The following is a 6,000-nucleotide window of genomic DNA, read 5'->3' as shown; positions in this document are numbered from 1 at the left end:
GGTCGCGGCGGTCCAGGTCAGGTCGACCGAGGTGCCGTCGGCCGTGGCGGTGAGGGCGCCGACCGCGGTGGGCGGTGCGGTGTCCGGGACCGGGACGGGGACCGGGCCCGGGACGTCGGCGTCGGCTGCGGCGGCGGGTCCGGTGTTGCCGGCGGCGTCACGTGCGACGACCTGGTAGTGGTGCGTGCCGGGTGCCAGTCCGGTGTCGGTCCAGGTGGTGCCGGTGACCGTGGCGACCAGGGTGGCCGCGCCGATCGGGGCGCCGGGCCCGGCCGTGCGGTGGATGTCGTAGGCGGTGACGGCGGTGTCGTCGGTCGCGGCGGTCCAGGTCAGGTCGACCGAGGTGCCGTCGGCCGTGGCGGTGAGGGCGCCGACCGCGGTGGGCGGTGTGGTGTCCGCGCCCGTGACCCCGCTGCCGAGGGACCAGTGCGACGCGACCTCGGTCGCCGTGAGCGCCCGCGGGTAGACGGCGGCCTCGTCGAGGTCGCCCGCGAACCATCCGGACGTCGGCGCCGACGGCCAGCCGCTGACGGTGTCGCCCCCGAGCCGCCAGAACCCGGCGTACGCCTGGTTGGTCGTCACGGGGTTGCTCGCCACGACCGAGCCGTCGACGTACAGCTGCAGACCGGAGTCGCCCTGCGTCACCACGGCGTGGTGCCAGGTGCCGTCGTTGTACGCCGCGGTGGACGTCGCGACCTGCGTCGACCCGGTGTAGACGCCGGCGACCAGCCTGCCGTCGTTGGTCATGTACAGGTGCTTGTCGTGGTTGCTCGAGGTCCCGGTCTGCGAGCTGCCGAACCCGATGAGCTTGCCGCCCGTCGTACTCGTCGTCCGGAACCAGACCTCGCTGCTCCACCGCGTGGGTGAGGTCAGCGCGCTCGTCGCAGCGACGCCCGCGCCGGCCGTGCCCGCGAACGTGGTGCCCGTGTCGGTGGTGCCCTGGACCGCACCCGGGACGCCCCACGTGACCGCGCCGGTCACGCCGGCCGTCTCGGCGTTGCCGGAGCTGTCGTACGCGACGGCGCCGCTCTGCTCGCCGAGGCGCCAGTAGGCGCCGGGCCCGTCGCCGTGCACCTCCGCGCCGTACGCGTCGGTGGGCACGGGTATCGCACCGGCCACGGTGCGGCCGGTCGCGGTGTAGTGCGCCGCGACCTGCTGCGGCGTGAGGGGGGTGTCGTAGACGGCGACCTCGTCGATCGAGCCGGCGAGGAAGTCCGACGACGGACGGTTCGGCCAACCGCTGAGGATGTCGCCTCCGACCCGCCAGAAGCCCGTGTACTCCTGCGCCGAGGCGTTGGTGTTGCGGCCCACGCGCGAGCCGTCGACGAACAGCGTCATGCCGCCGGGGCCCTGGGTCGCCACCACGTGGTGCCAGGCGCCGTCGTTGATCGCCGTCGGCGAGGTGAGAGTCGTCGCCGACCCCGTCCAGACGCCGAACACGACGCGGCCGTCGTTGCGCAGGTAGACGTGCCGGTCGTAGTTCCCGCTGGTCCTGTTGCGGTTGTTGGTCCACGCGCGGTCGCCGAACCCGATGATCTTGCCGCCGCTGGTCGACGTGGTGCTGACCCAGGCCTCGACCGTGTACTGCAGCGGGCCGGTCTCGCGTGACTCGGTGTGCAGGAACGACGTGTTCTCGCCGGTGAAGGTGAGGGCGGCGCTGCCGTCCCCCGTCGCGCCAGGTGCATCGCGCCCGGCGGTGCCGGCGTAGTAGCCGCCGCGGTTCCCGTTGCCGAGCGAGGCGGCGTACACGCCCGAGGGCTCGTCGCCACGGAAGTAGATGCGCGCGCCGTCGGCGACGACCCGTGACGCGTAGGGCACCGCCGTCGCGGCCACGACGCCCGAGCGTGCCCCGCTCTTGCTCGAGGTGTTGCCGGACTCGTCACGCGCCGTGACGCGGTAGGAGTAGCTCTGACCGGCCACGACGCCCGTGTCGACGTACTGCAGCTGGGTCCGGTCCCAGTAGGTGCTCGTGCCGGACACCGTGCCGATCGGCGTCGCGCCGTTGTTGCGGTAGACGTCGTAGATGATCCGGGAGTCGTCCTTGTCGATGCTCGAGCGCCAGGACACGACGTTCGTCGTCGGGTCGTAGCTCTGCACGACCGCGGCCCCGGGGATGGTCGGTGCGCTCACGTCGGGGCCGGTCGTGAAGCGCGTCAGGCCGCGCTGCGGGGAGGAGTTGATGCTCGTGAACTCGCCGCCGGTCCACAGGTAGTCCTTGCCGCCCTTCGTCGCGATCGTCATCGCGCGCGGACCGATACCCTCGCCGATCCCGTCGTTGCCGTCGGGTGACCAGTTGATCCACTTCTTGTCCGTCGTCGACTGCGCCGAGAAGTAGTGCCGTTGGCCGTCCTCGAAGAGGTCCTCGGTCGAGCAGTCGTGACTGTGGCTGGCGGCGTACAGGATGCCCTTGTACGGCACCGCGGCCTGGGTGGCGCCGAGGCAGCGGTCGCGCCAGCGCTGCTCGTACGTGTCCCACGAGAACGCCGCGCGGCCGTCCCACACGCCGGTCCCCGTGCCCTCTGCACCGACGTAGAAGCCGTCCTGGTCGACGGTGATGCTCTTGATGACGGACGTGCCGTTGCGCTGCCCGCTGCCGGCGCTCCACGGGATGAAGCCCTTGGGGTAGCCGCGCACGAGGGCGCCGTCGGGGTCGAGCACGGCGAGAGCGTGGGACTCCTGGCCCGCGATCTCGGAGAAGCGGCCACCCACGAGCACGTTCCCGTTAGCGGGGTCCACGTTGAGGGCGAGGACCTCCTCCGCCGGCGCAGGGGAGAACGCGAGCACCGCGCCGGACGCGGTGGTGACGGCTGCGAGCCGGGGGCGCAGCTGGCCGTTGACGGTGTTGAACAGTCCGCCGAGGTACAGCCTGGAGGTGGTCGCCGTGAGGGCGTACACCGGCCCGGACGCGGACGCCGTGAAGCTCCCCACGACCGTGCACGTCGGCAGGTCGATGGCGGCGACGTTGCCGCGCGAGATGCCTGCCACGGAGGAGAACGACCCTCCGATGTAGACGGTCCGGCCGTCGGGTGCCGTCACCGCGGCGTGGACGGTGCCGGCCTGGGTGCCGTTGCGCACCGCTGGTGCGCACGAGGTGGGGCTGCCGGTCGCCGCGTCGAGCACGGCGAGGCCGGAGCGCTGGACCGAGGTGGGATCGCCCTCGGACGTACCGGGCGGCCGCAGCGTGGTGAAGCTGCCCCCGGCGACCACCAGGCCGGCCGCGGACGGCGTCAGGGTGCGCACCGTGCCGTTGGTCTGCCAGGTGGGGAGGTCGTCGGCCGTGAACCCACCGGGCACGTCGACCGCGTGGGCGGGGGTGGAGAGAGCGATGCCGAGGGCGAGGCCGAGAACTGCCGCGCTGGTGAGGCTGATCGGGTAGCGCATGGGGTCACCTCGGGGACGGATGGCAGCCGGGCTCCGGCGTTTGGGACATTACGGCTTAGGGCGGACATCTCGGACTCCGGGATCGGGTGAAACGACTCGGGGTGCGGGTGAATCGCCGAATGTCCGGTTACGACTGTTCTGTCCTGTGCCAGGCTGGCGGCCTCGACGGTGCCACGCGGTGCCGGGCGCGGCGGAGGGGTGGTGCGCGTGCGGTCGGTGGAGCTGCGACAGGACTGGGAGAGCCTGGCCTCGGCGCAGAAGCGCAAGGCCGGTGTGTCGCTCTACTCCCGGTGGGTGAACCGCCCCGCGGGGCGTGCGCTGGCGGTGGTCCTCGCACGGGCGGGGGTCGCCCCCAACGGCGTCACCGGACTCAGCGTCCTGACCACGGCCGCGGGGGTCCTGGTCCTCGCACTCGGCCGGCCGGGGGTGTCGACGGGCGTGCTCGTGTGGTTCCTTCTCGCGCTCGGGTTCGCCCTGGACTCCGCGGACGGCCAGGTCGCGCGGCTGACGGGCCGTGCCAGCGCGCAGGGGGAGTGGCTGGACCACGTCGTCGACGCCGGCAAGATGGTCGCGGTCCACGCCGCCGTGCTGGTCTCCTGGTACCGGTTCGACACACCGCCCGGGTCGACGTGGCTCCTGGTGCCGCTCGTGTTCCAGCTCGCGGCCGTGGTCACGTTCGTCGGTGGCACCCTCACCGAGCTGCTGAAGCGCACCCGTGCCGGTGCGCCCGGCCGCGCGCCGTCGACGCTGCGCGCCGTCGCTCTCCTGCCGGCGGACTACGGCGTCTTCTGCCTCGTGTTCCTGCTGCTGGGCGCAGGCGGCTGGTTCGTCGTCGCCTACACGGCTCTGGCGGCGGTCCGCGTGCTCGTCGCGGCCGCCTTCCTCGTGCGCTGGTCCCGTGAGCTCGGCGCCCTCGACCGGGCGGTGGTGGCGTGACGCATCCGGCGCGCGTCGCGCACGTGGTCGCGCTGGTCGCGGCGGACGGGACCTACGGCGGGCCCACGACCGTCGCTCTCGCGCAGACCGCTGCGCTGGCAGGCCGCGCCGACGTGACGCTCGTGTCGGGATGGGACGGTCGCTGGCACGCGACGGACGACCGCGTCCGGCACGTGCTCCGCCGCGCCCGGTGGTGGAGGTCGTCCTTCGGCACCCTCGTCAGTCCCGGGGTGCTGCTGTGGGTGCTGCGGAACGCGCGCCGCCAGGACCTCGTCCACGTGCACCTGGCGCGCGACCTCACGACGATGCCCGCGGCGCTCCTGTGCCGTGCGCTCGGCGTGCCGTACGTCGTGCAGACGCACGGCATGATCAAGCCGGCGCGCTCGCGCGTCCTCGCCGTGTACGACGCGCTCCTGACGCGGCCCGTCCTGCGCGGTGCGGCGCTCGCACTCACCCTCACGGACACCGAACGCGCCGCGCTCGGTGACGTCGCGCCCGGCCTCCGGCTCGTCGCCGTGCGCAACGCCGTGCCGCCGGCGCCTGCCGGCGACGGGTCGGGCAGCGACGTCCGCGTGGTCGGCTTCTGCTCCCGCCTCCATCCGCGCAAGCGCGTGCTCGCGTGGGCCGAAGGGATGCTCGAGCTCTCGCGGCGTGAGCCCGGGCGCTACCGCGGGGTCGTGGTCGGCCCGGACGGCGGCGACCTCGAGGCCCTGCGCCGCTGGCTCGCGGACCACCCGGACGTCGACGTGGAGTACCGCGGCGCCCTGCCGCCGCAGGACGTGCCGGGTGTTCTCGCCGGGCTGGACGTGCTGGTCCTCCCGAGCGAGGCGGAGCCGTTCCCCATGGTGGTGCTCGAGGCGCTCTCGGTCGGGACGCCGGTCGTGGTCGACCCGACCTGCGGTCTCGCAGTGATCGCCGCGTCGAGCACGGGTGCCCGCGTGGTGCCGTCGACGCCCCAGGACCTGGCCACCGCGGTTGCGGAACTGGTCGGGCAGGGAGCTGCCGGACGTGCCGCCGCGCGGGAGCTCGCCGAGGACGAGTTCGGGCTCGCGGCGCTCGCCGAGCGGCTGCTCGACGAGTACACGACCGCAGGAGGAGGTGCGCCGTGGACGGTCAGCCTCGCGTGATCCCGCTGGCGGAGGTGCCACCCGCGCCCACCGGCTGGGGGCGTCCTGGTTGGCACGTCGCGCTGTGGCGCCTGACGGAGTGGGCGGTCGTCAGCAACGCGCTGCAGCCCTCGTCGGCGCTGCGGGTCGCCGTGCTGCGGCGGTTCGGTGCGCGGATCGGTACGGGGGTGGTGATCCGGCCACGGGTACGGGTGCGGTTCCCGTGGAACCTCGAGATCGGCGACGACTGCTGGATCGGCGAGGGCGTCTGGATCTCCAACCGTGAGCGCGTCGTTCTCGAGCACGACGTGGTGCTGTCCCAGGAGACGTTCGTGACGACGGGCTCGCACGACGCCCGGCGTGACATGAGGGTGGTCGCGCGACCGGTCGTCGTGCGAGCCGGGGCATGGGTCACGACGCGTTGCATCGTGCTCGGGGGTGTCGAGGTCGGGACGTCGGCTGTCGTCACGCCGGGGACCACCGTGCGTTCCGACGTGCCCGCCGGGATGGTCGTCGGTCAACCCGAGCCGCAGGTGCTGCGGGCGCGCTTCCCCGACTGAGGCTGGTCGTGGGGGGC

Annotated in this window: 4 protein-coding genes; 3 read left to right on the top strand and 1 reads right to left on the bottom strand. The window is 73.4% G+C overall.

The features are described 5' to 3' along the window. A partial coding sequence (locus tag H9657_RS13335) for a LamG domain-containing protein (RefSeq protein WP_191783906.1) occupies window positions 1–3,381 on the bottom strand: 3,381 nt, incomplete at its 3' end. A 216-nt stretch (window positions 3,382–3,597) separates the two neighbouring features. Between H9657_RS13335 and H9657_RS13330 the strand changes: the two genes are divergently transcribed. Genes H9657_RS13330 through H9657_RS13320 form a run of 3 tightly spaced genes read left to right on the top strand, consistent with a single transcriptional unit; the run spans window position 3,598 to window position 5,983 of the window. Beyond that, window positions 3,598–4,317, top strand: a complete 720-nt coding sequence (locus H9657_RS13330) for a CDP-alcohol phosphatidyltransferase family protein (protein ID WP_191783905.1) — start codon at window positions 3,598–3,600, stop codon at window positions 4,315–4,317. After that, window positions 4,314–5,444 (top strand): glycosyltransferase, encoded by a 1,131-nt coding sequence (locus H9657_RS13325; protein ID WP_191783904.1) that lies wholly within the window; start codon window positions 4,314–4,316, stop codon window positions 5,442–5,444. The genes H9657_RS13330 and H9657_RS13325 overlap by 4 nt, the downstream gene beginning before the upstream one ends. Next, complete coding sequence (locus H9657_RS13320) at window positions 5,423–5,983, top strand: LbetaH domain-containing protein (protein ID WP_191783903.1); 561 nt, start codon at window positions 5,423–5,425, stop codon at window positions 5,981–5,983. The genes H9657_RS13325 and H9657_RS13320 overlap by 22 nt, the downstream gene beginning before the upstream one ends. The last annotated feature ends 17 nt before the right edge of the window (window positions 5,984–6,000 follow it).

Source organism: Cellulomonas avistercoris, from assembly GCF_014836445.1.
Lineage (GTDB): Bacteria > Actinomycetota > Actinomycetes > Actinomycetales > Cellulomonadaceae > Cellulomonas > Cellulomonas avistercoris.
This window is presented reverse-complemented; position numbering and strand designations above follow the sequence as displayed.